Source organism: Bacillus sp. RC251 (assembly GCF_044908765.1).
Lineage (GTDB): Bacteria > Bacillota > Bacilli > Bacillales > Bacillaceae_G > Bacillus_A > Bacillus_A wiedmannii.
In genome coordinates, this window is sequence record NZ_JBIYDP010000014.1 from 52676 (window position 1) to 78259 (window position 25584).

Sequence of the window (25584 nt, forward strand, 5' to 3'; positions counted from 1 at the left end):
TAGACTACTACCTATCAAAATTCGAATAAATGCTAAACGCTCCTTAGGCTTTTAATATCTTCAAACAAAAAAATCCCGTATGAAGATACATTTCTGCATATCTTCATACGGGATCTCCCATAGTTTAATCTTCGTCTTTAACATCCATATCTTCTGGAATTGGTTCGTTCAATATATCTTCCACTAATTGCTTATATTTCTCCATTTGTTCTAAATGTGTATTGAATTGTTCTTTATTTAATAAATATTGCTCTCCATCAAATAATGCACGAATTTTCTTTTGCTGAATTAGCTCTTCAATATACGACTTTGGTAAATTTAAATACTCCGCAGCTTCTTCTACTGTTATATACAACGCGTTCATTCCTTTATTATTTTTTCCTATATACTGTATCTTACTTTATTTTTGTAAACAAATAAAAAAGATTTTGTAAATGCAATTTAAAAAGAAGGTGGATGCATTCCATATATTGTATAATAATATAGTAAGGATTTTTTAAATATAGAATGGTATTACCCATTTACACAAAGGAGAGTTAACATATGGCTACTCGTCACATCATTACAATGTTAGAAAAAACATTACAGGTTGAAACAGAAAACACAATTTCTCATTTAACTACATCTTTATCTGATCGTATTCTTTCTCAAAGCTCAGTAATGCCTGAAAACAATTGTTACCATACAATTGGGGAATGGTACAAAAATCATTTTTTATTCCAACAAGATGATTTCCTTTGGGCTAAATACGCTTTCTATGACGCATATTGTGAAGCTATAAAGGGACAAGGACATCTTACAAAACGCGTCCGTCAAATATTAGAATCATTAGCTCGAATGCATGGAAAACAGTATATTGCGTCTATATTAAATATGCCATTTCCTAACGAACGAGCTAAAGGGACAGCGTAATGTAATACTGTTCTGCGTCAGCAAAACATAGATTCATTGTTTTCTAGGAAGATTTACAAATAAAACGTTCATATCACATGAACTGATGAAACCGGTGTCATTATAATGATTGAAAATATAGTAAACAGGAAAACCCCCATTTGCCTCTCTTATCACTCGAATAGAGAAGTAAATGGGGGTATACTTGTTTTTTTATTATTTCATCATCTGCTTGATCAATTCACGATTTCTCTTCTTAAATACTTCATTATGCGACGAAACCATTCCATACTCACTTGCATCTGGTTGAATAAATTGTTTCGCTTTATTTACAGCATTTCCAGCATCTTGGAATGCTCCCGCGATTAAGTGTAATTTCCCTTCGTGCTTTAAAATATCTCCCGCAGCATATAATCCATCTACAGAGGACTCACTATTCGCATTACCTGCAATATAATAATTATCTATAATCGCAACGTCTAACTCACTATTTTCTAATAACGTAATGTCACGTTCATATCCATGGTTAATAATCACTTCATCAATAGGTAAATGTGAAAGTTCACTTGTTTCATGATTTGTTAATTCTACATATTCAATTGCTTCATGATTATCACCAGCAATTAATTTTGTAATAGAGGTATTAAAGAAACACTCCGCTGAGCTGTTCATAAGTTGCTTCACTTGCGCTTCATGACCAGATAACTCTTCTTTTCTATATGTTAAATAAACCTTTTTCGCAATTGGTTCTAACTCATTTGCCCAATCAATTGCCGAGTTACCTCCGCCTGAAATAATGACCGTTTTATCTTTGAAACGTTTTAACGATTTAACTGTATAATTTAAGTTTGATACCTCAAATCGCTCCGCACCTTCAATTGATAACTTTTGTGGATTCAATATACCACTTCCAGTTGCAACAATCACTGTTTTTGAAAAATGTTCTTCTCCAGTGCTTGTTTTTAATGTGAAAGTGCCATCTTCGTTACGAATAATCGATTCTATTTTTGTATCCAATACCACTTCAGGCTGAAATGTTAAACCTTGTTGTACCAGTTGCTCAATTAATTTTTCACCAGTAACCGGTAATAGTCCGCCAATATCCCAAATCATCTTCTCCGGGTAAACATGTATTTTTCCACCTAACTGTGGTTGAAATTCTATTATTTTCGTTTTCATCTCTCTGAGTCCACTATAAAAAGCTGAATAAAGCCCTGCAGGTCCTCCGCCTATCACAGTTACATCAAACAATTCTTCTTGATTCATTCGTGTCACTCCTCAGCTACTAGTTATTGATTATCATTCTCAATAAAATATAACCTGTTTCCGCAAAATTTACAATCAAAATCACTATTGACAATACACCTATATAAAATTATAGTATTTAAAGAATCAATAGTGATAATCATTATCATTTTGTTAATAATTAGCAAATTTGAGATTACATCTTCTTTCACTAATATGGTTAATACTATATTGTAAAATCTCATATTCAAGATTTTTAATAAGCATTTTGCATTACCACTACTCTTTCAAACAGATTGCAGTTAAACAAATTATTGTATACACATATCATCTATGCTAAAGGAGAAAGACTATGAAGAAGTTATTTATTTCACTAACAGTTCTTTTCGTTCTTGTTATGAGCGCTTGTAGCAATGGCTCTACAGACAAAAAGAACGATGCAAAAGGTAGTAAATCAGAAACAATTACATACCAATCTGAAAATGGTAAAGTAGAAGTTCCTGCAAACCCAAAACGCGTTGTTGTTTTATCATCATTCGCTGGTAACGTAATGTCATTAGATGTAAATCTTGTTGGGGTAGATTCATGGTCTAAACAAAACCCACGTTTTGATAGCAAACTGAAAGATGTTGCTGAAGTATCAGATGAAAACGTTGAAAAAATCGCTGAACTAAATCCAGATTTAATCATTGGTTTATCAAATATTAAAAATGTCGATAAGTTAAAGAAAATCGCTCCTACTGTAACATACACTTACGGAAAAGTTGATTACTTAACACAGCATTTAGAAATCGGTAAATTATTAAACAAAGAAAAAGAAGCAAAAACTTGGGTTGATGACTTCAAGAAACGTGCACAAGACGCTGGTAAAGAAATTAAAGCAAAAATCGGTGAAGATGCAACAGTTTCTGTTGTAGAAAACTTCAACAAACAGCTTTATGTATACGGCGAGAACTGGGGCCGTGGAACAGAAATTCTGTACCAAGAAATGAAATTAAAAATGCCTGAAAAAGTAAAAGAAAAAGCATTAAAAGAAGGTTACTACGCATTATCTACTGAAGTATTACCTGAATTTGCTGGTGATTACTTAATCGTAAGTAAGAACAAAGATACTGATAACTCATTCCAAGAGACAGAATCATATAAAAACATCCCAGCAGTAAAAAATAATCGCGTATATGAAGCAAACATGATGGAATTCTATTTCAATGATCCACTTACATTAGATTTCCAACTAGATTTCTTCAAGAAGAGCTTTCTTGGTAAATAATACAAACATGAGGAATTCTTAATTTAAGAATTCCTCTTCCTTTATTCTATGAACAGAAAAGATGTGAAACGAATGACAAAAGATCACGACAATCCACGTTCTATAGCTTTTACATACAAACTCATTTTGAGCTTAATTGCATTCTTTCTTATTTTTATGGTGGCAATGGTATTAGGTGCCGCAGATACTTCAATAAAAGACGTATGGTTAGCGCTCACATCCTCCGCTAAAGGGGACAAAATATCTATTATTCGCGAAATTCGTTTACCACGTGAAGTAGCTGCTATTTTTGTAGGAGCTGGACTTGCTGTTTCTGGAGCAATTATGCAAGGATTAACACGAAATCCACTTGCAGATCCTGGATTATTAGGGCTATCTGGTGGAGCAAATGCTGCACTAGCGTTAACGCTAGCCTTCAACCCTTCCATCAGCTATCTTTACTTAACATTTGCTTGCTTTATCGGTGCTGCAATTGGCGCGATTATGGTATTTGGAATTGGTATGGTGAAAAAAGGCGGGCTGTCCCCTCTTCGAATTGTATTAGCTGGTGCTGCCGTTTCAGCATTTCTCCTTGCAATTTCAGAAGGCGTTGGCATTTACTTTAAAATTTCACAAGAGGTATCACTTTGGACTGCTGGCGGCGTAATTGGAACAACTTGGGGCCAATTAAAAATTATTATTCCAGTCATTTCAATTAGTATCTCTATCGCTATCTTACTAGCAAAAAAATTGACAGTTCTTAGCTTCAGTGAAGAAGTGGCTATTGGACTAGGTCAAAAAATTATTGTTATTAAAACCATTCTATTTATCATTATTATCTTACTTGCTGGTGCTTCTGTAGCGCTTGTCGGAAATATGGCATTTATCGGTTTAATGGTACCTCACATGGTACGCCCAATTGTCGGTCCAGATTACCGATTTGTTATACCGATGTCAGCAATTGCTGGAGCTTCCTTTATGCTACTTGCAGATACAATCGGACGTACTATTAACGCTCCATACGAAACACCAGTTGCCGCTATTGTCGCAATTGTAGGGCTGCCATTCTTCCTATTCGTTGTACGTAAAGGAGGAAAAACATTCTCATGATGCAATCTATTCTAAGAAAACAACGTCTTATTATACTCGCTTTACTAATACTGACCATCACCACCATTGTAGTTGGAATGGGACTTGGTGCAGCATCTTTATCTTATGATCGACTACTCCCAACATTAATGGGACAGGGGACTTTTAAAGAGGAGTTTGTTTTATACTCTTTAAGACTACCTAGAATTGTTATTACATTATTAGCTGGTATGGCTCTCGCTTTATCAGGGGCTATTCTGCAAGGAATTACTCGAAATGATTTAGCTGAACCTGGTATTCTCGGAATCAACTCTGGGGCCGGTGTTGCTGTCGCTATTTTCTTTTTATACTTTCCAATAGATGTAGGTTCATTCCTTTACTTACTACCTGTCGTTGGATTTATCGGGGCTTTTCTGACAGCTATTCTAATTTACGTATTTTCATATAGTAAATCAACTGGACTTCAGCCGGTGCGATTAACATTAACTGGTATCGGTTTTTCATTTGCACTATCTGGAATGATGATTGTCCTTATTTCATCCGCTGATCGTATGAAAGTGGACTTTATTTCAAAATGGATTGCCGGAAATATTTGGGGAGATGACTGGATCTTCGTTTTAGCAATGCTCCCATGGTTAATCGTATTAATTCCGTTCGTTTTCTATAAAGCAAATCGATTAAACATCCTAGCATTAAACGAGCCAGTCGCAATCGGTGTTGGAATTGAAATTGAAAAAGAACGCAGATACTTATTAGTTGCAGCCGTTGCGCTTGCAGCTGCAGCTGTTTCCGTAACAGGAGGAATTAGCTTTATCGGACTAATGGCTCCTCATATCGCGAAATCTTTAGTAGGTCCAAGACATCAAATTTTCATGCCTATCGCCCTTTTAATCGGCGGATGGCTATTGCTATTAGCAGACACAATCGGACGAAACATCGTTGATCCTAATGGCATCCCAGCAGGTATTGTCGTTGCTTTAATTGGTGCTCCTTACTTTATGTATTTGTTGCTTAAGAAGGCATAGAAACACCCTCAAGAGTGAAATCTTGAGGGTGTTTCTTCATTTACTGCTGCCCATACCCTTCAAACTTCTTCGCCAAATTCGCCATCTCATCTTCTGGCAATAGCTTCGGCTCTCCGACGCTTTTCGTTTGATAATAAATTTGCGCACAAAACTCAATTTCTTCTGCAACAGTAAACGCCATTTTTATGTTATTTGCACCTGCAATTAAACCGTGGTTCTCAAGTAAAACGGCACGGCGATCAATCATGCCTTCAAAAGCAGCATCTGCTAATTGCTTCGTACCAAATGTTTCATACGGTGCACAGCGTACATTCGGGCCTGCGAAAGCAATTAAATATGATACAGCAGGAAGCTCCCACCCTAATGATGCAATTGTCTTCGCATAAGGTGAATGTGTATGCACAAGCGCATTTATATCTTCACGATTTCTATAATAAATAAGGTGCATATCGAGCTCGCTTGACGGTTTTCTCTCTCCCTCTACCACTTCACCATCTAAGTTTAATATAACTACATCTTCAGGTTTTGTTTCATAATACTCTAAACCACTTGGGCTAATCGCAACAAGACCTTGTTCACGATTGAAAATACTAATATTACCGCCAGTCCCCTTTGTTAAACCACTAGAAATCATTTTCTTTCCGTACGCTACAACTTCTTCTCTTTCTTTTTGCAGTAACATATACATCCCCCTAGTAAGAAACTTATGATGACTATTTTTCTAAAAACTATCTACTTATTGAAATAGCTTTTTTAAATTCTCCATAAACGGTGCTTTTACAATCCCTTTTTCCGTAATAATTGCTGTTACATTTTCATATGGCGTGACATCAAATGCCGGATTGTATACTTTACTTTCTTGCGGAGCAGAGTATTGTCCGAAACGATTGATCACTTCAGAAGCATCTCTTTCTTCAATTGGAATTTCTTTTCCTGTCAGTGTTTTCAAATCAATTGTCGGCGTTGGTGCTGCTACATAAAACGGAATGTTATAATATTTAGCCAAAATCGAAACACCTAATGTTCCAATTTTATTTGCTACATCCCCGTTTGCTGCTACACGATCACATCCAACGATTACTGCATCGATTTTCCCTTGTGACATGACCATTGCCGCCATATTATCTGTAATGACCGTTACATCAATTCCCGCTCGCTGCAGTTCTAATGCCGTTAACGTTGAACCTTGTAATCTAGGGCGTGTTTCATCGGAATAGATTTTTAAGTCCCATCCTTTTTCTTTCGCTAAGTACATTGGAGCTGTCGCAGTGCCATACTTAGTCGTTGCTAACGCACCTGCATTACAATGCGTTAATACCCCCATGCCATCATGGAATAATGTTAATGCGTGTTCTCCAATTTGACGGTTAATTTCTTCATCTTCTCTATGAATCTCTTTTGCTTCTTCTAATAATCTATCTTTCAACTGCGCAATTGATAAGTGAGCATTCTCTTTCGCGACACTTTCCATTCTTTCAAGCGCCCAAAATAAATTTACTGCCGTCGGTCTTGATGTCGCTAAGTATGCACATACCTTTTTTACTTCCGCTATGAATTCTTCCGCCGAACTTTCCGCAACTTCCTTTACTCCTAAATACACACCGTAGGCTGCTGAAACACCTATTGCAGGCGCTCCTCGTACTTTCATTACTTGAATCGCATCCCACACACCCTCAGCCGTTTTAAAAGATTCATAGACTACTTCGTTCGGTAATACGGTTTGATCCAATAACACTAAAGCATCATCTTTCCACTGAATTGGTATTAATTGCTCTGCCATCATCTTCTCCCCTTATTTCGCACTATGCATTGACTGTTTTTTTAACGTTTCTACAAAGCTGCTACCTGTTTTATATTGATTCGCTTGTAAAATAAACTTCTTCGCTGTCTGAAGACAAATTCGCTCCGCTCTAGCACGCGCCTCTTCATTCTCAATACAAGTCATATCCTTTACCTTTGCTAGACCAACAATACGACGAATTAACTCAAGACCCGTCACTGCAGCTGTATCCTCTAATACAGATTGTAAATAAACTCGGTTAAAGCCTTCTTCCTTCGCCATAATCTCTGTCACATGAATATCCCAAGCATCTAAAAACTTCTTCTTAAATAAATCAATTACATCTATCATGGTAGATTCTATCCAGTTCATATATGTATCTTTCTCAATACCAGATTGCATCACTGCATCTGCATTCACCCATGCAAACATTAAATTCGCCATTATATTCCCAACGTCATATCCCATAGGTCCATAAAAAGCAAATTCAGGATCAATAACCTTTGTAGAATCACTTTTTACAAAAACAGAACCAGTATGTAAATCACCGTGAAGTAGCGCTTGTGCATTCGTCATAAACGAAAACTTAAGTTTTGCTACTTCCATACGAAGCTCTTTATCACTATAAATATGCTCCCTAATCCATCCTTCATTTAATTGAAACAATTCGTTGCGTTTATTATGGTTTGTGAATGGCTCTGAATATACGAGGTCCTCTGTAATCTCACATAACTCAGGATTTATATAATTTTTCACGAGTTCCTTCTTCTCTTTATGATTCATTACAACATCTGATGTTAATAGAAGGGTATTTACCATAAAAGTAGTTAAATCATCAGCAAGCCTCGGAAACATTTGATGATTTATGAGTGCTGTACGCAATATTGTGTGATCTGATAAATCTTCCATCACGCAACAATTCATCACACTATCAAACAAATATACATTTGGCACGAGTCCAGATGCTAACTCCTCCTCTAACTGCAAAACATCTGATTCTATACGAATACGATTCGTCGACAACTTAAACTCATCTGAAATCCTTGCTGTATCCCCAGCTTGTTTTACAATGACAGAAATGTTCTTCTGTTCATCCCAAACGCGGAATACATAATTTAAATTACCATCGCCTATTTCTTTACACTGTAACCCCTTTGCATCCTCAAACTTACATAATTTCTCTTTCACATATACAATCACATCATTAGCTTCCATTAAAAAATACTTTGTGAACTTAGACATGGTTTCCCCTCCACACTAATTGTAAGCGTTTTCTAAAAGCTATAAAAAATAATAGGGTGAAATTTTTTCATCCTATATTATATCTTCTTCTTTTTGAAAGGTATATCTAGGTTTTATTATATCTTGTTAACATCTTGAGTCAATGTTTCTCTATCATTGCAATATACTTCCTAATTATATATTTGAGATGACAAAAATTTTTCAAAAAGATTTTAATTCATTTTATTTTATTTATCACACAATTCTTTGTAAAATAGAAATAAGCAATCCTTTTCAACTCCACAACTTCTAAGAAGTATTCTCTTCCTAACAATTTATACTTACACCATGTCTCTAACATACACACTACTCTTTTACATACTCATTGAAAATCGATTACATGAAAACTACCTTTTCATTCTCTAACACCCTTAATTGAGAATAAATATTAATTAAATTGATATAAAGTTGGTTTATTCTCTTGACAAAATAACCACTTCTATATGATAATTAATATCGAATTAGAATTATTATAGTTAATTAAAAAATATATTTTATGAGCACACTATTTTTTGATGCTCAAAACCAACATTTAGGAGGAATTTTAATATGTTATTAATCGGCACAGAAGTAAAACCGTTTAAAGCTAATGCTTACCATAATGGAGAATTTATCCAAGTTACTGACGAAAGTTTAAAAGGAAAATGGAGTGTAGTTTGTTTCTACCCAGCTGACTTCACATTCGTTTGTCCAACTGAACTTGAAGACTTACAAAACCAATATGCAACTCTTAAAGACTTAGGCGTTGAAGTATACTCTGTATCTACAGACACTCACTTCACTCACAAAGCATGGCATGATAGCTCAGAAACTATCGGCAAAATCGAATACATTATGATTGGTGACCCAACTCGCACAATCACTACAAACTTCAACGTTTTAATGGAAGAAGAAGGTCTTGCTGCTCGTGGTACATTCATCATCGATCCAGACGGCGTTATCCAATCTATGGAAATCAATGCTGACGGTATCGGCCGTGACGCAAGCATTCTTGTTAACAAAATTAAAGCAGCTCAATACGTACGTAACAACCCAGGTGAAGTTTGCCCAGCTAAATGGCAAGAGGGTTCTGCAACACTTAAACCAAGCCTTGACCTTGTAGGCAAAATCTAAGGAGTTCGATCAAAATGATACTAGATGCAGATATAAAAACACAACTATCCCAATACCTTCAGTTAATGGAGAACGATATTTTACTTAAAGTAAGCGCTGGAGACGACGACGTATCTAAAGATATGTTAGCTCTAGTAGACGAATTAGCTACTATGTCATCTAAGATTACAGTAGAAAAAGTTGAATTAGAGAGAACACCAAGCTTTAGCGTAAATCGCCCTGGTGAAGACACTGGTGTAGTATTCGCTGGTATTCCATTAGGACACGAATTTACTTCATTAGTGTTAGCTTTACTACAAGTAAGTGGACGCGCTCCAAAAGTTGAACAAAAATTAATCGATCAAATTAAAAACATTCAAGGCGAATATCATTTTGAATCTTATATCAGCCTAAGTTGTCATAACTGTCCTGATGTTGTACAAGCTCTTAACGTAATGAGCGTTCTAAACTCTGGTATTACACATACTATGATTGATGGCGCTGCATTCAAAGAGGAAGTAGAAAGCAAAGACATCATGGCAGTACCAACAGTTTTCCTAAACGGCGAATCTTTCGGAAGCGGTCGTATGACACTTGAAGAAATTTTAGCTAAAATGGGTAACGGTCCAGATGCATCAGAGCTTTCTGATAAAGATCCATACGATGTTCTTGTTGTTGGTGGCGGCCCTGCTGGTGCAAGTGCAGCAATTTATGCAGCACGTAAAGGTATCCGCACTGGTATCGTTGCTGAGCGCTTCGGTGGTCAAGTAATGGATACTATGGGCATTGAGAACTTCATCAGCGTAAAACGCACTGAAGGTCCTAAGCTAGTAGCAAGCCTTGAAGAGCACGTAAAAGAATACGACATCGATGTAATGAATCTACAACGTGCGAAACGTTTAGAGAAAAAAGAACTTATTGAAGTGGAACTTGAAAACGGCGCTATTTTGAAAAGTAAAAGCGTAATCGTTTCAACAGGTGCTCGCTGGCGTAACGTTGGCGTACCAGGTGAAGCTGAGTTCAAAAATAAAGGTGTAGCATACTGCCCACACTGTGACGGTCCATTATTCATCGGAAAAGACGTAGCAGTTATCGGCGGAGGTAACTCTGGTATTGAAGCAGCTATCGACTTAGCAGGTATCGTTAAGCACGTAACTGTTCTTGAATTCATGCCAGAATTAAAAGCTGATGCTGTATTACAAGAGCGTCTTAACAGCTTACCAAACGTAACTGTTCTGAAAAACGTTCAAACGAAAGAAATCACTGGTACTGATAAAGTAAACGGTATTTCTTACATCGATCGTGAAACTGAAGAAGTTCATCACGTTGAATTACAAGGTGTATTCGTACAAATCGGTCTTGTGCCAAACACAGACTGGTTAGGCGAAACAGTTGAACGCGCTCGCGGTGAAATCGTAACAGACAAGCACGGAGCTACAAACGTACCAGGAGTGTTTGCTGCAGGTGACTGTACAAATAATCCGTACAAACAAATCATCATCTCTATGGGTTCAGGTGCAAACGCAGCTTTAGGTGCATTTGATTACTTAATCCGTAACTAATTATATAGACGTGAGTAAAGAAAAGCAGGTGCCTCGGCACCTGCTTTTTTATAATCTTAATGTATAAACTAAAAACCTCTCATTCCCATTCTTCTCATAAGCCCCAGGCAACCTTACTTCCCTCTTCAGCTCAAACGCAGTCTGATTCTCCAAGAAGAAAATATAATCTTCAGAAGGATAGTATAAAATAATATCAACTTCTCTCTCCGCCTCTTCTACCGAAAGTAAAATATTATTTACTACGTTCATAAATACTTGTATAGAAAATGGATTAAAGAAATAAAACCGGTTATCACGTGGATCAATCTCATATTCCTGCGCTAAACAGCATTCAAACCGAATTTTATCTTTACTGTTTCTTACCTTTCGTGCATAGCGCTCTAGATTATCCATTGCTTCTTTATAAAGCTCTTCATTCATTTCAATTCCAACCGCTGAAGCGCCACACTTATGGTGCATGTAAAAGTTTAATCGTCCTTTTCCGCATCCAAAATCTACAACCTGGTCGCTACTTCTTATTTCATATTGATTCAATAACTCATCTAATCCGCTATACGGCGTCGGTTCATAACGATGATAATGCATAGACTTGTTAAATCCTTTTTGCTCACCGACTGTTTTTATATTTAAAACTGCATCATAATATTGTTCGTTCATTCGTTTTCTCCTATTAAAAAATGGTACTTATTATTATACACCATGTACCGGAGAGGGATTTTTTCTTGAATTAATTGGTACGTGAAATTATATTAACGATTTTTTCAATATATCGACGTTTCGGTAAGGAATATCGACTTAACGACGCATTCCTACAAAAAAACAGGAGCTATCTAGCCCCTGTCCTCTAATACTTTCAATACAGTTTGTTTCAATATTTCTACTCCATCCATAATACACCTATGATCGAACTTCATATATGGATGGTGTAATCCAGGTTGTAGGTTTGCACCTAGTCCAAGCATGACAGCTTTTAAATGTGGTCTCTTCACTGTGTAGTAATGAAAATCATCGCTTCCTGTCGTATACAGCGGTCCAGTGCATCCCTCTTCCCCGTATACTTCAAGAATTCCTTTTCGCATAAAGCGCTCAGCTTCTTCTGACACTTCAGCTCCTGGTGCAAGGTCGATCCATTTGTATGAGGTTTTCGATCCCATCGATGCGGCCGATTCTATTACATGCTCTATTTTTTTCTTCAATTCTTCTAATAATGTATTACTCTCTGCCCTAACATCTAAGCTAAAATGGCCGTTACCCGGAATAATATTTAAATTATCTCCGCCAGCTTGGCACCTTGTCATCTTCACTGAATAGGAACTTTGCGGTGGTAACCATATATTTTTTAAACCGATATTAATCATAGAAATGACATCAATTGCATTTATCCCTTGATGCGGACGTGCCCCATGTGCATCATCTCCATGAATCGTTCCTTCTAAAAATCCTGCCGCTCCGTGACGAATAGATGGGGCAGCTTGTTTCAAAGGTAGTTCTTCAATCGGTCTTAAATGAACACCAAATAAGAAGTCAGCATCATCCACGGCACCCTTCTCTACCATCTTTAAAGAACCATTTCCTTTTTCCTCTGCCGGCTGAAAAATAAATCTAACCGTTCCACTATCCCATCTCATATTTTTCAATTGTAAAATAAGCCCCATCACAATTGTCATATGAGCATCGTGACCACATGAATGATTCGCTTTAAACTCTCCGTTCACTTCTTGCCAAAGTGCATCCATATCGGCACGAATTGCAATAACTGGATTTCCGCTTCCAATTTCAGCAATCACGCCTGGGCAATCATCAAATATTTTATATGAAATTCCTTCTTCTTTTAAAAAGTTAGTAATATACGCTGTCGTTTCATGCTCTTTCCAACTCACTTCAGGGTTTTCATGTAAATACTGAAAAATTTCAGTTAACCGCTCTTGTAGTTCTAATGTTTTCAAAGCTACATTCTCCTTCCCAAATTCCAAAACCATTCAGGTTAATTATACTTATGAAAAACAGATGTTTTTATGAACATATTGAATTTTAAGAAAAAAGTCAATTGTTTATTTTTAAATGCAATCGACAACTCACTTCATAACGATAGAACATTCCTTATTTTCTGTTTTTTATTGACGCTTATATCATTTTTTAGTTATTATAACTTAATAGCGTCTATTTTGCGACAATTCTAAAAATATAAACATACATAATGAGGAGGCAGTTTATGAAAAAAGAAATACCTTTTGGCGTAGCAATAATCCCTATTATCATTACAGTTGCAGTTATGATGGTTACAATTGTTGTATTAAAACAAAGCCCTCACGTCCCACTTATTATCGGTACAACCGTTGCTTCTATCGTCGCTTGGCGTTACGGTTACAAATGGAACGACATTGAAGAAGCAATGTATAAAGGAATTCGCCTCGCATTACCCGCTATCGTTATCATTATTCTAGTAGGTTTAACGATCGGTGCTTGGATTGGCGGCGGAATCGTCGCAACAATGATTTATTACGGTTTAAATCTTTTAACTCCATCACTATTTTTAGTTTCAATTACAATTATTTGTTCTATTGTTGCATTAGCTATCGGTAGCTCTTGGTCTACAATGGGAACAATTGGTGTTGCAGGAATGGGAATTGGCCTAAGTATGGGAATCCCAGCTCCAATGGTTGCCGGTGCTATCATTTCCGGTTCTTACTTCGGCGATAAAATGTCACCGCTTTCAGACACAACAAACTTAGCCGCAGGATTAACAAATACAGATCTATTCACACATATTCGTCATATGTTATTTACTACAATTCCAGGTTTAATTATTACTCTTATCGTTTATGCGTTCTTAGGAAGAAGCTTCGGCGCTAACAATATTGATGCAAAAGGTATCGATCAAACATTACAAGTATTGCAACAAAACTTTGTTATCTCTCCTTTCCTACTAATCATACCTGTAGTCGTTATGGTATTGGTCGCTAAAAAAGTTCCTGCTATACCAGCTATTCTCGTAGGTATTATTTTAGGGTTTTTATCACAAGTCTTTATTCAAGGTGGTTCTGTCTCCGCATCTGTCGGTGCACTCCAAAATGGATTTTTCATAGACACTGGCAACAAGCTAGTAGACGAACTCTTTAACCGCGGTGGCTTAAATTCGATGATGAATACAGTTTCGATGACAATTGTCGCTATGACCTTTGGAGGAGTATTAGAACATACTGGTATTCTTCGCGCAATTGTAAATCAAATTTTAAAATTAGCGACATCAGCAAAAGGACTTATCGCTTCTACTATCGCATCTTGCTTTGCAACCAACCTTACTTGCTCTGAACAATATATTTCGATTGTTGTTCCTTCAAGAATGTACGCAAATGCTTACACAGAAAAAGGACTACATTCTAAAAATTTATCCAGAGCATTAGAAGATGGCGGAACATTAACTTCTGTTTTCGTACCTTGGAATACATGTGGTGTATTTATACTCGCAACACTTGGAGTTGGCGCATTCGAATATGCTCCTTATGCTATATTAAATTTCATCGTACCTATTATTTCAATCATTTACGGCATAACTGGTCTCACAATTACGAAACTATCAGACATTGAAAAAGCGGAACTACTAAAAAAACAAAAAGCTCAACTAGAAGCTTAAAGATACCGGTAAATTCATTTCATATATTGCGCGAGGGCGCCCTTGTTGATAGGGCATTTCCTCGCCGCAAATATGAGCATACCCATAATCAACTAGTTTCTTTAATAACCTTTCTGTTGATCGGCGAGTCACTTGTAAGTATTCAGAAAGATCTGCTGCTGTAAACTTCAATGATGGATGTGATTGACTAAATTGAATAATTTTTGACAAGTTGGCTGGACTAAGTTTCGTTTCCTTCGCTATTTTCATGAGTTCTGGGTTGTCATTCTTCAAGCTTTGTACCCTCTGTTCTTTCGGGAACGGACCAAATAGTTCTTTATCACTTGTTAGTATATAAAAACAGTGGTCTATTGGATTATTCTTCGCGAAACTTTGAGCAATTTTAGCATTTTGCTCCGCTTCTTTCACAGTTTTTCCGTAACCAAATCCAATAGCTATCGTTCCTTCTATACTCGCAAATAAATGATTTATCATATTCGTTTTTATAATTGATTCAATATCACCACGAGTCGTATACAAAATGAACGTCATTTCATCAACTTTTTTAAATGAACCACGTAGTTCTTTTGAAATAGCATCTAATTGCTCAAGCAAACCTTCTCGTAATTCTAAAGAAGAAATCGTACAAGCACCAACAGTAGCTGAATGGCTTTTTGCTAACTCAGCTTTTATTTTCGCATCTTTTAAACCATGTATAATGGATTGCTTCGGATCTATCATACGCTCTGAAGGAATACCTATTTTTTGAAGTTCATCATAGACAGCGTGAATACTAGTTAAAGCTAAATGAGCATCTCCAGATTGATATTTAGCTATGTGAAAATCAATAACTCTATTTATTTCATCTTTACTCCACAGCATATTTTCATAATCAAACACTTGTGGATTTTCTTTTATACCGATATCATGGAACACATTTGTAATGAATGAGCGGTCTACTAAATCAATTGAAATTTTATGTGGTTGAATACCTTGGTGATACATGACAGAAAGAATGGAAGATGCGACAGTTGTCTCGTCTTGCTGTAAGTACGTACTTGGAATTCGTAATTGTTCTCTTATTTCTTTTGCCATATAATAAGGTAAAGCACCTGAGAAAAAGATGAAATCACACGGCTTTAAACGCTTTAAAAGTTCAGAAGATTCCGCTGGATGAAGGTAAATATATGGATCAATCTCTATTTCTTCTAGTTTATGAGCAATAGGTAAAAGATTCTCCATAAACTCTTTTGAACCGACAACTGCAATTTTTATCATCATTTCTTTAACTCCTTATCATTAATTAACGACTATTTAACGTCAACTATATCAAATGTACAAAACTATTGTAAACAGGAAGGGGTCTCTACCTAATGAAAATTACAGCTATTCATCTTTACGCAATTCGTTTACCACTTCGCGATCCGTTTGTTATTAGTTATGGTTCTTATTCTGATATGCCTTCTATTATCGTCAAAATGGAAACAGATGAAGGCATTATCGGATACGGTGAGGGCGTCGCTGATGATCACGTTACAGGCGAATCATGGGAAAGTACTTTCCATACTTTAAAACATACGCTAGCCCCCGCTCTAATTGGACAAAATCCAATGAATATCGAAAAAATACACGACATGATGGACGATACAATTTACGGTGTTCCAACAGCGAAAGCGGCAATTGATATTGCTTGTTTTGATATAACGGGCAAAAAACTAAATCAACCTGTATATCAATTAATTGGCGGACGCTACCATGAAGACTTCCCTGTCACTCACGTCTTAAGTATCGCCGAACCTGAAGACATGGCTGAAGAAGCTGCTTCCATGATTCAAAAAGGTTACCAATCTTTCAAAATGAAAGTTGGTACGAATGTAAAAGAAGATATAAAAAGAATTGAAGCGGTACGTGAACGTGTAGGAAATGATATTGCGATTCGCGTTGATGTAAACCAAGGATGGAGAAATAGCGCCAACACATTAACAGCACTTCGTTCATTAGGTCATTTAAACATCGACTGGATTGAACAGCCTGTTGTCGCAGACGATATTGACGCAATGGCTCACATTCGTTCTAAAACAGACCTTCCGCTTATGATTGATGAAGGATTAAAAGGTTCTCGTGAAATGCGCCAAATCATTAAATTAGACGCGGCTGATAAAGTAAATATAAAACTAATGAAATGCGGCGGCATATATCCCGCTGTAAAACTCGCTCACCAAGCAGAAATGGTCGGCATTGAATGCCAAGTTGGATCCATGGTCGAATCATCCGTTGCCTCTTCCGCAGGATTCCATGTCGCTTTCTCGAAAAAAATCATTACGAGCGTTGAACTTACAGGTCCATTAAAGTTCACGAAAGACATCGGAAACCTACATTACGACGTACCATTTATTCGCCTAAACGAAAAGCCAGGACTCGGCATTGAAATAAATGAAGATACATTACAAGAACTAACCGTCTTTCAAGACGTTGTACGCTAAAGGAGGACTAACACATGACAGTTCTATACAAAGGATCATTAAAACAAAATAACGCGTCATTTCACGTTACTTTACTATCACTAGAGAACATCGAACAAATCTTATCACTACAAAACGTCGTAGTTGAAGCGCTAGAGGATAAAAGTCGCTTACAACCACTCTCGCTAGAAGAATTTCAATACATTCTAGAAGGAAACGGCATGATGATCGGTGCTTTTATCGAAAACGAACTCATCGCATTTCGTGCCCTACTCGTCCCTCCTATTGACGATGAACATTTAGGACTTGATATTGGCATACCAGAAAGCGAACTACATCGCGTCATTTATCAAGAAATCTCAAATGTTCACCCGAACAGCCGAGGAAATGGGATGCAAAAAATATTAGCGACAGTCATCATGGACGAATTACAAAACGAAGATAGCAAATACGATTACGTTTGCTGCACCGTTGCTCCTTTTAACATTCCAAGTTTAAAAGATAAGTTTGCGCAAGGAATGGAGATTGTTGCATTGAAGGAGAAATATGGCGGGAGTATGCGGTATGTTTTTGTGAAGGAATTGCGTGGAGGTAAGGAAAGAAACTGGACGGATGTTAAGAGTGTTCCGATGAGTGACGCTGTTGGACAGCAGGCTTTACTTTCGAACGGTTATCGTGGGTATGGAATGGAGAAAGTGGACGGAGATTTTGTTGTGAAGTTTGGACGATGATTTATATACCTGAAAAAAGGAGATGTCTGCCGTGACATCTCCTTTTACTCTCTCTTCATTAAATAATTCATTGGCAAATGAAATTATATGAGCGATTTTTGAAATATATCGACTTACCGACAAGTATTGATAATAATCGTAACCTATATAAAGTTCAGCATTAAACCGTCATCTTCCAACTAGATAACGCTAACCAATTTTCCATTTCCTTATAATCGGGCATTATTTTCCCGACAAGACGCCAAAAAGATCGATCATGATTTAAATGAACCATATGGCACATTTCATGAACAACTACGTAATCAATTACTCGCTGTGGTGCCATCGCTAGCTTCCAATTGAATGTTAGTTGTAGATTTGAATCACAAGTTCCCCACGTGCGACTACTATCTGTAATACGAATAGAACGCGGTTTTGTTTTGAAGTTACTTTGATGCACTTTAATACTCTTCTCTACTAATGACTTACACTGCTTATAGTAAAATCGTTTTAACGCTTGTTGTATTTTCTCATCCTTAAGCTCTTTCACATAAATATGTAGCTTATTCCCTTCAAACACTGCATTGTCTTGCGTAATACTTGCATCTTGAGAAATCTGTATCGGATACGTACTTCCTAAATACAGAAATCCCTCTCCTTGATCATAATCCTTTTCCTGTGGTCCAAGCGCTCGCTCTTGCATTTCCTTACGTGTTTTCTGAATCCAATCCCACTTCTCCTCCAGCAGCTGGACTAAGTATTCAACATGTGTACCTTTCGGAGCTTGCACTTCCACATTTCCGTACGAATCTACAAAAAGACGTACCGACTTTTTCTTCTTATAAGTTATATGAAAATTAATTGTCTCACCTAAATATGTATGTACCATTTCATCACCTAGCATATTATTTTTACAAATAAAAAAGAGTAGGATACAAACGCCCTACTCTACCTATTATATCATTTGCTGCTTTAACAAACTCATTACCCTCTATACTTTACACCTAATCCCTTAATGAAATTCCTTGCGTATCTATCGCCGCACTCTTTGTAATTTTTATGGCCTTTCTTTCTTAATAGGGCTCCTAATTCTCCCTTTGTTACCGTAACGCCTACGCTATCTAATATATCAAGTACATCCTCACTCGTTAAAGATAGTGCAATTTTCATTTTCTTTAGCAGAAGGTTATTCGCACTCTCTTTGCTTTGTACAGGTGCCGGTTGTCCTGGTTTCAGATCTTGCTTCCCTCTTTTTAAAGTAATAAATCCATTGAAAAATGCCTCTAACATCATCATATCGCATGTTTTTACGTACTCATCTTCGATTACATCATCATTTTCAGCTTCATGCTGAGGAGCTCTCTTTATTTTTGTAAGCATATCAACTACGTCTTCTTTCGTTACTTCCATACCACCAAGTTTAAAGATTTCTACCATATCTATATCTCTTATATCTAAAGCGTACCTTACTCTTTTTAATATATCGTTGTTGCTCATTGCCATTGTTTTGCCTCCTGAAATGTTGATTATCTTAATGCTTTTAGCATGTGTAAATGAATGTCGTTAAGTTACTACTTTAACATTTTAGGGGGAGGTTTTGTAGTCTTAGGTGGATTAATGCTTGTGGGGATGATTTTAAAACAGCAACATATGCTGTTTAGCCGCTTAGAATTATCTATTTAAAACCAGTTGGATTATAATGATACTAGAGTTCATATAGGAGGGAATCAATAATGAATTATCTAATTGGTTATAAAGATGCTGAACGAAATTTCGGACATGAGGACCCGATGCTAACAGAATATACATATGGAGAGTCAGGGGCTAATACCGACAAACTCCAAAAAGTACAAAAGGGAGATTTTCTATTCTTTCATAAAACAATACATAACAAGCGCTATATAACCGCATATTATCTGGTCGAAGAAGTCGTGATTGTAAAAGATATCAAACAGAATCGTTTAATCATGAATAAATATGATAATCCCCACCTAAAGAAAGAGATACAACAACTAACACCAAGCGAATGTATTGCGTTTGGAAATCCTATTCAATCTAAAGTCCTTCAAGTTCCTTTGGAAATTACCCCTGAATTATTGAGTAAATTATCCAGACCTGCGAACCTTAATCCTAATCAATCTTTATTAAGTGCAATTTCTTCTGCTCTTCGTACTTGGAAAGAATTGAATCCATCTGATATCAATTTATTGTTAGATTTAATTGAGCAAAATGAGTCCAAGGGTAGACTTACTAATAGAGTTTTAACCGCTGAAGAAGTATTTCAAATTTTAGAAAGAGATATCGAGAAATTCATCATTTCTAACCCTTCAATACTTGATGTAAACTATACAATTGAAAAATCACAACATATCTTCTCAGATGAATCACGTTTAGATTTGTTATTAAGAGATACTACTAACAACGAATTTATTGTAGTAGAAATTAAGAAGGGAGCTATTGATAGAAACGCTTTAAATCAAATTAAACATTATATTAAACTATGTAAAGAAGAATTAAAATTAAATACTGTAAAAGGTATTTTAGTTGGTAGTGGGATAGCGCCTTCCTTTGAGGATGATATTAATAAAGCAAAACAGGATGGGATAATCGTGCGAAATTACGGATGGGGATTTACTATTAATTAACACACTTAAAAATGGACAAATCTAATATAGGTTTGTCCATTTTTTATACTACTCAAATATAAATATTTTTGGTACAGTTCAACAAAACTAATCTAAATAAGATTAGTTTTCATTATCTTGATAATCGAATTTAACAAAAAAGGTAGTGCCTTCTGATCCCGTTTGAATTTCTATTTTTGCATTATGACGTGCAGCAATGGCATAACATACACCTAACCCTAATCCAGTTCCATTATGTTTTGTCGTGTAAAATGGCGTACCTAGTTTCTCTAATACTTCAGGCCTGATACCTTTTCCTTGATCACGCACTGCAAGCACGACACAATCTCGACCTTCTTTATAGGTGCTAATGGTTAGAACTTTCTCTTTGTCCATCGCTTCTAAGCCATTACGATATAAGTTTATCAATAATTGTCGTATCTCATTACGATTTAAAAGTAATTTTGGAATGTCATTTGTATCGACTTCAATATATTTATTTTGATTATACGTATCAATCTTTATTAAAGGAATAATATCGCGGATAATTGAATTTAAATCTAACATCTGCAAATCCGATTTCCTTGTATTACCCATTGAGAGAAATTCAGTAATGATAGAATTGGCACGGTCAAGTTCTTCAATCATTAAATTAAAGTGCTTATTATGTTTCTCATAGGTGGGCTCTTCTTTTAATAACTGCAAAAACCCTCGTACTGTTGTCATTGGATTTCTAATCTCATGGCTGATACCAGCTGCCATTTGCCCTATTAAATCTATGTTGGATAATCTTTTCAATTCCTGCTCATATTGCTTTTTTTCCGTTATATTTTTACAAATACAACAAATGCCATCATCATACGGATATGCAATAACTTCATACCAATATTCATCAGAGGTAGAAAGAAATTCGAAATGAACTGTATTTCGCCCTGACATTACACGATGAAGCTCCTTATATATAACTGTATCGATGCTATTTGGGAAGACCTCCCATATATTCTTACCTAATACATCTTTTGCTGTTTTTCTTTGCGGGAAATGTTGATGCTTATTTACGTACGTAAATTCCCATTTATTATTCAAAGTCAAGAATCCATCCGTAATACTTTCAATCACACTTGTAACTTTTTCATTAGCAACAGCTAGTTCTCTCGTTCTTTCTTCCACCATACTTTCAAGTTGATCCATATATAACAAGTTTGAAAACGTAGGAGCTGTAGCATCAACGATAGATTTTGCCAGTTGAATTCGGGAAGCATCGTAATTATGAGCTTTTGCCCCTTTACCAACGACGATTACCCCTAATACTTCTCCCATCGAAACTAATGGCAGCATCAGTAGGCCCTTACTATCTATATTTTTTGTTTGAATAACCTTTCGAAGCTTGGCTTCATAGGTTTTCTCCATCCAGTCAGTTTCTGCCCAATCACAGTCCGCGCTTAATTTCGTTGTTTTAATCGTTGTTTTATCTAGCCGGCCTAAAAGGTGGGCAGCCATGTTCTTACTCTCTAAAATCTGTCCTAAGTAAAAAAAACATTTATCAAAAATCTCCTGTACCGAGGAACACACTGATAAATCACGGGTAACATTTAGTAACAGCTGCTTCTCAGCAATAAGATTTTCTTTTTGTGTTAAAATTTTTGCGTTTTGAATGGCGACCGCAGCCATATTGACATAAGCTTCAACACTTTGAATTTCTGAATCTGTTAAGTTCATTGGAACTCCATAATCAAATAAAAAAACAAGACCAAACAACTCTTGCCCAAATGAGATAGGCAGAGCTAATAAAGACTTAATTTTGAATGCATTAACTGGTCTCCGATCCGGTCGATAATCCTTTGAGGTGTCAGGGATATAGATGGTTTTTTTAGTTTCAATAACTTCTTTTGCCAGTAAGTCTACTTCGGGATCAATTACCTGAGTATCGAGCGTTACGCCATTTATGGTCTCTGGTTTTCCTGCAAACCCTCTAAATGTTCCATCTTCCTCAGGTAAATAAATTCCAACAGCGTCACACCTAACAATCTCCTCTGATATCGCCATTGTTACACGCTGCAATACTTCACGTAGTTCTAATTTTGTATTTATTATTTTTGTTATATTCGCGAGCCTAGAATATCTCGTCTGATCACTTAACATTTACATAGCCTCCAATTATAGGCGTAATAAAATGAAACTTTAATAAGTGGGGGTTTTCTTCATCCCCCACTTATTATTAGTTGAACCAATCGGGCTTTTATGGGCAGCCCGACCCCCACCTAACTTCTTTGCTTCCGCTGAATTTTGAGGTGGGGGTCTTACTGCTCGTTAATGCGGGATAAAATTGCTACACTCCATCCCTTCTAACGTTCAAAAGTTACACAGTTTCACTCCCCTGTGTCTCACTAACACTCGCCTCAAACTGATTAAGCAATGTACGCACTTCATCCGTCGACTTCGTGCTCATCAATTGATTTCTCAATTCAGCAGCTCCCGGGAAGCCTTTTACATAAATTTTGAAGAAGCGATGTAGTCCTGTGATAGAGCGTGGTAATACTTCTGCATATTGATCTTGAAGATCGAGTTGTAGTCTTAAAAGATCTAAATGTTCTTTACTGCTATGCTCTCTTGGCTCTTTTTCGAAAGCAAATGGATTTTTAAAGATACCTCGTCCGATCATTACACCATCAATGCCGTATTTTTCAGCAAGTTCCAGCCCCATTTTACGATCAAGGATGTCTCCATTGATTGTTATTAACGTATTTGGTGCAATACGATCACGCAATTTTTTAATTTCCGGAATTAGTTCCCAGTGCGCATCGACTTGGCTCATTTCTTCTCTTGTACGTAAGTGAATAGAAAGGTTTGCGATATCTTGTTTGAAAATATGCGTTAACCAATCTTCCCATTCGCTTAACTCTTTAAAGCCCAGTCGTGTTTTTACGCTGACAGGTAGTCCGCCTGCTTTTGCTGCTTGAATAAGTTCTGCCGCAACGTCTGGACGTAGAATAAGACCACTACCTTTTCCTCTTGATGCTACGTTCGGTACAGGGCAACCCATGTTAATATCAATACCTTTAAATCCTAACTCTGCCATACCAATACTCATTTGACGGAAATATTCAGGATTATCTCCCCAAATATGCGCCACGATTGGTTGTTCATCTTCTGTAAAAATTAAACGGCCACGTACACTTTTCATACCTTCTGGATGACAATAGCTATCCGAGTTTGTGAACTCTGTGAAGAATACGTCTGGGCGACCTGCCTCACTTACTACGTGACGGAAAACAACGTCTGTCACATCTTCCATTGGTGCAAGTACGAAAAATGGTCGTGGTAAATCACGCCAAAAATTATCTATCATTTCAAATTCAAATCCTCTCACTATGAATACAATTTCAAACTCTCAATTTATAATTTATGAAAATCAGCAATATTTATTTTAACTAAAATCGCTTATAAATGGTATTTTTGTAAACCAAAAAGCAGATGGTATAGATTCTCCTATATCAACTGCTTTCCTATTATACCAACTTAAGCCAAGCTACACACTCCACATGAGTCGTATGCGGGAACATATCAACAGGTTGTACTTCCTGCGTTTTATATCCGCCTTCTTCTAGTACTTTTAAGTCACGTGCTAATGTTGCTGGGTTACATGATACGTATACGACGCGTTTTGGTTTCATGTCGATGATTGTGTTTAGTAGTGCATCATCACAACCTTTACGCGGTGGATCTACGACCATTGTGTCGGCGATTATGCCTTCTTTGTACCATTTTGGAATAACTACTTCTGCTTCTCCTACGCCAAACTCAGCGTTTGTCATGTTGTTTAGTGCTGCGTTTCGGTTTGCGTCTTCGATTGCTTCTGGGACGATTTCAACGCCGTACACTTTTTTCGCTTTTTGCGCTAGGAATAAGGAGATTGATCCAATTCCACAATAGGCATCAATTACTGTTTCGTTACCATCTAGTTTTGCATATTCTAACGTTTTATCGTATAACACTTTCGTTTGCTCTGGGTTTACTTGATAGAATGAACGTGCTGAAATTGCAAATTTAATGTCGCCGATAAAGTCATAAATGTATTCTGATCCGTACAGTACTGTCGTCGTGTCTCCAAAGATTACGTTTGTACGTTTCGTGTTTACGTTTTGAACAATCGATTTTACTTCTGGGAATTTCGCAGCAATTTCTTCAATGATTGCTTTTTTGTTTGGTAATTCTGCTGTACGAGTAATGAAGACAAGCATGATTTCCCCTGTTACTTGTCCGTAACGAGCCATTACGTGGCGAAGTGTTCCTTTGTTACGCTCTTCGTTGTATGCCGAAATACCGTGTTTTTCACAAATACGTTTTACTTCCTGGATTAATGTATCGTTTTCTTCTGCCTGAATTAAACATGATTCCATATTAATAATGTCATGTGTTCCTTGGCGATAGAAACCAGCGACAAGTCCACCTTCACGTTCTCCAATTGGTACTTGTGCTTTGTTACGGTATACCCATGGGTTCTTCATACCAAGTACAGGGTGCACAGGAACATCGCTTAATCCGCCAATGCGCTGCATAACGTCACGTACTTGTTTTTCTTTCGCTTGTAATTGTCCTTCATATGTTAAGTGCTGAAGCTGACAACCGCCGCACTGATTGTACACTGGGCATTCTGCATCTTTACGATATGGGCTCTCTGTATGAAGCTTCATTAAACGACCGAATGCGAAGTTTTTCTTCACTTTAATAATTTTAATTTGTGCTTCTTCACCTGGTAATCCGTTTTTAACGAAAATAGGATAGCCCTTTACTTTCGCAACACCGGCACCATCATGGGTTAAATCTTCAAATACTACATCTATAAAATCATTTTTTTCAACTGGTGGCGTCATTTTTGTACTCATTTTCCGACCTCTCTTTTTCATAACACTGCGTTACATTTTATCATACTTATATGGTCTATTTCTATCGGAAGAAAA

23 protein-coding genes are annotated in these 25584 nt (G+C 36.7%); 10 read left to right on the forward strand and 13 right to left on the reverse strand.

Annotation, left to right across the window (positions count from 1 at the left end; all coding sequences use genetic code 11):
• Positions 1-124 precede the first annotated feature (124 nt).
• Positions 125-364 carry a helix-turn-helix domain-containing protein gene (locus ABH961_RS26235; RefSeq protein WP_002006755.1) on the reverse strand — a complete coding sequence of 80 codons (240 nt, stop codon included), beginning with the start codon at positions 362-364 and terminating at the stop codon, positions 125-127.
• A 179-nt stretch (positions 365-543) separates the two neighbouring features.
• Between ABH961_RS26235 and ABH961_RS26240 the strand changes: the two genes are divergently transcribed.
• Positions 544-912 carry a hypothetical protein gene (locus ABH961_RS26240; protein ID WP_098078420.1) on the forward strand — a complete coding sequence of 123 codons (369 nt, stop codon included), beginning with the start codon at positions 544-546 and terminating at the stop codon, positions 910-912.
• 195 nt (positions 913-1107) lie between these two features.
• Here ABH961_RS26240 and ABH961_RS26245 read toward each other — a convergent pair whose 3' ends face one another.
• Positions 1108-2157: an NAD(P)/FAD-dependent oxidoreductase gene (locus tag ABH961_RS26245; RefSeq protein ID WP_098078417.1), complete on the reverse strand. Its 1050-nt coding sequence runs from the start codon at positions 2155-2157 to the stop codon at positions 1108-1110.
• A 331-nt stretch (positions 2158-2488) separates the two neighbouring features.
• Between ABH961_RS26245 and ABH961_RS26250 the strand changes: the two genes are divergently transcribed.
• From ABH961_RS26250 to ABH961_RS26260, 3 genes are read left to right on the forward strand one after another with little or no spacing between them, the layout of a single operon-like run.
• Positions 2489-3406: an iron-hydroxamate ABC transporter substrate-binding protein gene (locus ABH961_RS26250; protein ID WP_000732569.1), complete on the forward strand. Its 918-nt coding sequence runs from the start codon at positions 2489-2491 to the stop codon at positions 3404-3406.
• A gap of 48 nt (positions 3407-3454) precedes the next feature.
• Entirely contained in the window at positions 3455-4495 is a 1041-nt protein-coding gene (locus ABH961_RS26255) for a FecCD family ABC transporter permease (RefSeq protein ID WP_141520008.1), read from the forward strand.
• Positions 4492-5499 carry a FecCD family ABC transporter permease gene (locus tag ABH961_RS26260; RefSeq protein ID WP_098068502.1) on the forward strand — a complete coding sequence of 336 codons (1008 nt, stop codon included), beginning with the start codon at positions 4492-4494 and terminating at the stop codon, positions 5497-5499. The genes ABH961_RS26255 and ABH961_RS26260 overlap by 4 nt, the downstream gene beginning before the upstream one ends.
• A 40-nt stretch (positions 5500-5539) precedes the next feature.
• Here the strand turns inward: ABH961_RS26260 and ABH961_RS26265 are convergent, their stop codons facing one another.
• From ABH961_RS26265 to mtnK, 3 genes are read right to left on the reverse strand one after another with little or no spacing between them, the layout of a single operon-like run.
• Positions 5540-6181 (reverse strand): L-fuculose-phosphate aldolase, encoded by a 642-nt coding sequence (locus ABH961_RS26265; RefSeq protein WP_098049312.1) that lies wholly within the window; start codon positions 6179-6181, stop codon positions 5540-5542.
• Positions 6182-6235: 54 nt separating this feature from the next.
• Positions 6236-7279: an S-methyl-5-thioribose-1-phosphate isomerase gene (mtnA, locus tag ABH961_RS26270; RefSeq protein ID WP_033708738.1), complete on the reverse strand. Its 1044-nt coding sequence runs from the start codon at positions 7277-7279 to the stop codon at positions 6236-6238.
• 12 nt (positions 7280-7291) lie between these two features.
• Positions 7292-8521 carry an S-methyl-5-thioribose kinase gene (gene mtnK, locus ABH961_RS26275; RefSeq protein WP_098642492.1) on the reverse strand — a complete coding sequence of 410 codons (1230 nt, stop codon included), beginning with the start codon at positions 8519-8521 and terminating at the stop codon, positions 7292-7294.
• Positions 8522-9109: 588 nt separating this feature from the next.
• Between mtnK and ahpC the strand changes: the two genes are divergently transcribed.
• Complete coding sequence (gene ahpC, locus ABH961_RS26280) at positions 9110-9673, forward strand: alkyl hydroperoxide reductase subunit C (protein WP_000924420.1); 564 nt, start codon at positions 9110-9112, stop codon at positions 9671-9673.
• 14 nt (positions 9674-9687) lie between these two features.
• On the forward strand, positions 9688-11214 hold the full coding sequence (ahpF, locus tag ABH961_RS26285; RefSeq protein WP_000599491.1) for an alkyl hydroperoxide reductase subunit F: 1527 nt from the start codon (positions 9688-9690) through the stop codon (positions 11212-11214).
• A 48-nt stretch (positions 11215-11262) separates the two neighbouring features.
• On the opposite strand, the gene ABH961_RS26290 is transcribed toward ahpF, so the two are convergent.
• Positions 11263-11871, reverse strand: coding sequence for an SAM-dependent methyltransferase (locus tag ABH961_RS26290; protein ID WP_098642493.1), 609 nt, complete (start codon positions 11869-11871; stop codon positions 11263-11265).
• A gap of 173 nt (positions 11872-12044) precedes the next feature.
• On the reverse strand, positions 12045-13160 hold the full coding sequence (locus tag ABH961_RS26295) for a M20 peptidase aminoacylase family protein (protein WP_098078404.1): 1116 nt from the start codon (positions 13158-13160) through the stop codon (positions 12045-12047).
• A 266-nt stretch (positions 13161-13426) separates the two neighbouring features.
• Here ABH961_RS26295 and nhaC point away from each other — a divergent pair, with 266 nt between their 5' ends.
• Positions 13427-14848 carry a Na+/H+ antiporter NhaC gene (gene nhaC, locus ABH961_RS26300; RefSeq protein WP_098068508.1) on the forward strand — a complete coding sequence of 474 codons (1422 nt, stop codon included), beginning with the start codon at positions 13427-13429 and terminating at the stop codon, positions 14846-14848.
• Here nhaC and ABH961_RS26305 read toward each other — a convergent pair.
• On the reverse strand, positions 14837-16108 hold the full coding sequence (locus ABH961_RS26305; RefSeq protein WP_098078401.1) for a transcriptional regulator: 1272 nt from the start codon (positions 16106-16108) through the stop codon (positions 14837-14839). The genes nhaC and ABH961_RS26305 overlap by 12 nt on opposite strands.
• A 92-nt stretch (positions 16109-16200) precedes the next feature.
• Here ABH961_RS26305 and ABH961_RS26310 point away from each other — a divergent pair, with 92 nt between their 5' ends.
• Positions 16201-17310, forward strand: a complete 1110-nt coding sequence (locus ABH961_RS26310) for a mandelate racemase/muconate lactonizing enzyme family protein (protein ID WP_098078400.1) — start codon at positions 16201-16203, stop codon at positions 17308-17310.
• 14 nt (positions 17311-17324) lie between these two features.
• The gene (locus ABH961_RS26315; protein ID WP_098642494.1) at positions 17325-18020 is read left to right on the forward strand and encodes an N-acetyltransferase; all 696 of its coding nucleotides are present in this window, start codon (positions 17325-17327) and stop codon (positions 18018-18020) included.
• A 160-nt stretch (positions 18021-18180) separates the two neighbouring features.
• Here ABH961_RS26315 and ABH961_RS26320 read toward each other — a convergent pair whose 3' ends face one another.
• Positions 18181-18888, reverse strand: a complete 708-nt coding sequence (locus ABH961_RS26320; RefSeq protein ID WP_098078395.1) for a M48 family metallopeptidase — start codon at positions 18886-18888, stop codon at positions 18181-18183.
• Between the two features lie 95 nt (positions 18889-18983).
• Positions 18984-19502 carry a YehS family protein gene (locus ABH961_RS26325; RefSeq protein ID WP_098078392.1) on the reverse strand — a complete coding sequence of 173 codons (519 nt, stop codon included), beginning with the start codon at positions 19500-19502 and terminating at the stop codon, positions 18984-18986.
• A 230-nt stretch (positions 19503-19732) separates the two neighbouring features.
• Here ABH961_RS26325 and ABH961_RS26330 point away from each other — a divergent pair, with 230 nt between their 5' ends.
• Positions 19733-20644: an endonuclease NucS domain-containing protein gene (locus ABH961_RS26330; RefSeq protein ID WP_098077995.1), complete on the forward strand. Its 912-nt coding sequence runs from the start codon at positions 19733-19735 to the stop codon at positions 20642-20644.
• A gap of 102 nt (positions 20645-20746) precedes the next feature.
• Here ABH961_RS26330 and ABH961_RS26335 read toward each other — a convergent pair whose 3' ends face one another.
• The 3 genes from ABH961_RS26335 to rlmD all read right to left on the reverse strand — a co-directional run bounded on the left by ABH961_RS26335 (position 20747) and on the right by rlmD (position 25509).
• Entirely contained in the window at positions 20747-22765 is a 2019-nt protein-coding gene (locus ABH961_RS26335) for a GAF domain-containing sensor histidine kinase (RefSeq protein WP_098049323.1), read from the reverse strand.
• Positions 22766-22982: 217 nt separating this feature from the next.
• On the reverse strand, positions 22983-23972 hold the full coding sequence (locus tag ABH961_RS26340; RefSeq protein WP_098078389.1) for a tRNA dihydrouridine synthase: 990 nt from the start codon (positions 23970-23972) through the stop codon (positions 22983-22985).
• 160 nt (positions 23973-24132) lie between these two features.
• Positions 24133-25509, reverse strand: coding sequence for a 23S rRNA (uracil(1939)-C(5))-methyltransferase RlmD (gene rlmD, locus ABH961_RS26345; protein ID WP_016133496.1), 1377 nt, complete (start codon positions 25507-25509; stop codon positions 24133-24135).
• Between the last annotated feature and the right edge of the window lie 75 nt (positions 25510-25584).